The sequence below is a fragment of the Kocuria marina genome, from assembly GCF_000786655.1.
GTDB lineage: Bacteria > Actinomycetota > Actinomycetes > Actinomycetales > Micrococcaceae > Kocuria > Kocuria marina_A.
In genome coordinates, this window is record NZ_JROM01000005.1 from 1 (window position 1) to 3,650 (window position 3,650).

Annotated in this window: 4 protein-coding genes and 1 pseudogene; 4 read left to right on the forward strand and 1 reads right to left on the reverse strand. The window is 67.0% G+C overall.

Going from position 1 to position 3,650, the window contains the following annotated elements; genetic code table 11:
* The first annotated feature begins 84 nt into the window (after positions 1–84).
* The 4 genes and pseudogenes from AS25_RS00570 (at position 85) to AS25_RS00580 (ending at position 2,930) form a co-directional block, all read left to right on the forward strand.
* Positions 85–1,235 (forward strand): IS3-like element ISAar43 family transposase gene (locus AS25_RS00570; RefSeq protein ID WP_156960854.1). Its coding sequence is split into 2 segments (ribosomal slippage): positions 85–355 and positions 355–1,235, totalling 1,152 coding nucleotides; the frame shifts between segments, so codons are not numbered across the junction.
* Between the two features lie 79 nt (positions 1,236–1,314).
* Positions 1,315–2,451 carry a YVTN family beta-propeller repeat protein gene (locus tag AS25_RS00575; protein WP_216594090.1) on the forward strand — a complete coding sequence of 379 codons (1,137 nt, stop codon included), beginning with the start codon at positions 1,315–1,317 and terminating at the stop codon, positions 2,449–2,451.
* Positions 2,452–2,522: 71 nt separating this feature from the next.
* Positions 2,523–2,787, forward strand: a pseudogene (locus AS25_RS13995) (sulfurtransferase); the annotation flags it as partial.
* Positions 2,784–2,930 carry a hypothetical protein gene (locus AS25_RS00580; protein ID WP_035959396.1) on the forward strand — a complete coding sequence of 49 codons (147 nt, stop codon included), beginning with the start codon at positions 2,784–2,786 and terminating at the stop codon, positions 2,928–2,930. The pseudogene AS25_RS13995 and the gene AS25_RS00580, both read left to right, overlap by 4 nt.
* A gap of 102 nt (positions 2,931–3,032) precedes the next feature.
* On the opposite strand, the gene AS25_RS14000 is transcribed toward AS25_RS00580, so the two are convergent.
* Positions 3,033–3,425, reverse strand: coding sequence for a GNAT family N-acetyltransferase (locus AS25_RS14000; protein ID WP_172644384.1), 393 nt, complete (start codon positions 3,423–3,425; stop codon positions 3,033–3,035).
* Between the last annotated feature and the right edge of the window lie 225 nt (positions 3,426–3,650).

Consider the following 3,650-nt stretch of genomic DNA (forward strand, 5'->3'; position numbering starts at 1 on the left):
GTGGGCTGACCCCGTTTGGTAGGTCCGGTGGTTGTGTGAGTCGTCCTGTTGCCCGGGGGTCCGGGCAGTGAGACTGGTCAGATCATGTCGAACAGCAGGAAGCGTCACACCTCGGAGCAGGTCGTCCGTAAGCTCGGGCAGGCCGACAGGATGCTCGCGGGCGGTAGCGACATCGCCGGGGTGTGTCGAGAGCTCGGAGTGTCCGAGCAGACGTATTACCGGTGGCGTAACCAGTACGGCGGGCTGAAGGCCGACGACGCGAAGCGCCTCAGGGAACTGGAGAAGCAGAACGCCACGCTCAAGCGGCTGCTCGCCGAGGCAGAGCTGGAGAAGGCCGCGCTCAAGGAGCTGGCTGAGGGAAACTTCTAGGCCCGGGCAGGCGCCGCGCCGCCGTCGACCACCTCAAGCGCAAGCTGCGGGTGAGCGAACGAATGGCGTGCCGTCTGGCCGGGCTGAGCAGGTCCGCATACCGTCGCCCGCTCCAGGGTGAGACGACAGCCGACCCGGACCTGGCGTTGCGGGACTGGCTGCGGGCGTATGCGAAGAAGCACCCGCGGTGGGGATACCGCAGGGCCTACCACGATGCCCGCGGCGAGGGGTGGGTCGTGAACCACAAGAAGATCCAACGGCTCTGGCGCGAGGAAGGGCTGCGCGTCCCGCAGCGGCGTCGCCGCAAGCGTGTCGGATCCTCGACCGTCGACGCCCCGGCGGCAGTCGCACCGAACCTCGTATGGGCGGTGGACTTCCAGTTCGACGCGGACGAGCAGGGCCGTCCGATCAAGATCTGCTCCATCGTCGACGAGCACACCCGCGAGTGCATCGGCGGGCTCGTCGAACGGTCGATTACCGCGGACCGGCTCACCGCCCACCTCGAGGACCTCGTCGCCGTCCGCGGCGCCCCCGCGGTGCTCCGATCCGACAACGGCCCCGAGTTCATCAGCGACGCGATGGCCGACTGGGCCGGCACCCGCACCGGCCTGTTCTACATCCCGCCCGGCTCGCCCTGGCACAACGGGTACGTCGAGTCGTTCAACAGCAGGCTCCCCGACGAGTGCCTGAACATCAACAGCTTCTACTCGCTGCTCCACGCCCAGGTCGTGATCGGCGACTGGAAGACCGAATACAACCACGACCGCCGGCATTCATCGCTCGGCTACCTCGCACCCGTCGACTACGCTCGGCAATGCACCCATCAATCGGAAACCGACGACTCGCACAGCGACCGGACCGAATGAAGGGGGCGGCCCAATCCCACTCCACATCTCCGGTCCGCCACTATTTTTCCCCTATTGGTTCGACCCGAAAGGTCTAGTGATGATCTTGATGAATCGACGGCTCGCCGTCACCAGTCTGGCTGTTCTAATGATGGCTGGCCTGGCGGGCTGTTCCAACGGCACACCACCGGAAGCCACCACAGCGACCGCCTCCGCTCCTTCGAGCGGTGGGGGCGTCACCGGCACGGTGTGGGTGGCGAACGAGGAGGGCGACAGCCTCACTGTCTTGGACGCGGCAACGAACGAACTCGTCACGACGTTGACCGGGGTGGAGTCCCCGCATAACGTGCAAGCCGGGGCCGACGGCTCCGTCGGATACGCGGTGAGCGGCCACGACAACACGACCATCGCCGTCGACGCGGAAAGCTATCAGGTGGCTGCGGTTGCTCCCAGCGGACCGGCCCCCGCGCACGTGATCGACGCCGCCGACGGCACCAAGGTCTACACCACCAATTCCGGCGACGGCACCGTCTCGGTCTACCGCGCACCGGGTCTTGACCCGGTCGCCACCATCGACCTCGGGGGGATGCCCCATGGTCTGCGCCCAGCAGCCGATGGATCAGTGATCGCGGTCGCCAACACCGAGGCCGGTTCGGTGGATCTGATCGATCCGGGCACCGACACCAAGACCGCCTCAGTGCCGGTCGAAGGCGGCCCCGTGCAGGTGGCGGTCGACACCGACGGTACCTACGCCTATGCCAGTATCGCCGAGCCGGCCTCGGTCGTGAAGATCGACCTCGCCGCACGGGAGGTGGTGGGCACCATTGAGGTCTCAGCTTCTCCGGTCCAGGTGTATCTGTCCCCGGACGGCCGCACCCTGCTCTCGGCCGACCAGGGCACCGAGGCCGAACCCGGGAACACCTTGTCCGTGATCGACCCGATCGAGATGACCGTCCGCGGCAGTGTCCGCACCGGCTCCGGTCCGCACGGGGTGGTCATCGACACCACCGGGACGAGGGCCTGGGTCACCAACACTTACGACGACACCGTCTCCGTCGTGGACCTTGAGAGCCTTTCGGTCATTGCCACTGTGCCGGTGGGGGACTTGCCGAACGGCATCAGCTTCTCCTCCCGCCCACCCGGTGATGTGGAGGAGCCCTCGATCAGACTCGAGATCCCTGAGCCGTCCGGGGCAGCCACCGGCGAGGCGGACCAGACGGAAGGGCATGCGCACTGATCCGGTTGCGAGTATCTACGTGGTTGGACTTGAAGCGCCCTGGGTTTCGTTCCGTGGTCAGACCACAGCGGGCGCGGGCCGCCGCCGAGGACTCCACGTCCCGCTCGCGCAGGGAGCTCGAGGCGATCTACCGCGACGAGGTGGGCCTGGCCGACGACGGACGACAACATCATCGCGTACTGCCGAATCGGGGAACGCTCGGCCCACACGTGGTTCGTGCTGAAGCACCTGCTGGGCTACGCCAAGGTCCGCAACGACGACGGCTCCTGGACCGAGTGGGGTAACTCCGTGCGCGTGCCGGTCGTGCCCAGCGAGGTCCCGGGGTCGGCCCAGTGAGCGGGGCACTGTCTGCCCAGCTCGAGGAGCTCGTCGCGGGCTTTACGGCCGTGCCGCAGGAGGACAATCTCGAGCTGCTGCTCGACCTCTCCCCCTCCCTGCCAGCGCTGTCCGACCGCCTGGGCGAGCGCCCGGAGGAGTAGGGCCGGAGTGAGGGCGTTATTCACGGAAACGAACCCCGCCATTTAGCGGACGAAGTCACACAGCCCCAAGGTGCTGCTGGGTGGTGGTCATGATCTGAGTTCTTATCTCACGGTGGCCGTGTAGAACCAGGCGGTGTATGGCGGGTGGTTGGACTTCATCGTCATGGTGGTTCCGGGGATCCGCAGGGACGTGCCCGGGTCCGTGACGTTGAACCCGGCCTTCGCGTAGAACCGAGACGCCTTCGGATCGCATGCGCCGTACAGGAACTTGGGGGTGTGTCCTTCGGAGATGAGGTACTGCCCCACCATGCGCAGGGTCATGAACCCGATGCCCTCTCCCTGGTGAACGGGGTCCGTGACCAAGTGGGTGATGAGCCCGGCGGGGACGCCGTCGAGATCTGCGCCTCCAACAACAGCAGCGCCAAGCACGGGACCGCCGTTGCACTGGGCGAGGATCACCCCAGCCTCTTGCGGCAGCTTCCACGCGGGGTCCACGTCGACCCGAGTCGTGCCAATTTAGTGTGTTGGCCATTCGGTGCCGGTGGCGGTGAGGATCTCGCTGGCGGTGCCGGTCAGCGGGTCGGCGGCGACGTGGGGGTGACCGGCGATGACGACGGTGACCTGTTGCAGCGGGCGTCTGGCTTCTCGCCGGCGATGACCGCCTTGGCGCGGTTCTCCTGCAGGGTGAGGGTGGCCCGGTCCCGTGCGGCGCGCTTGACG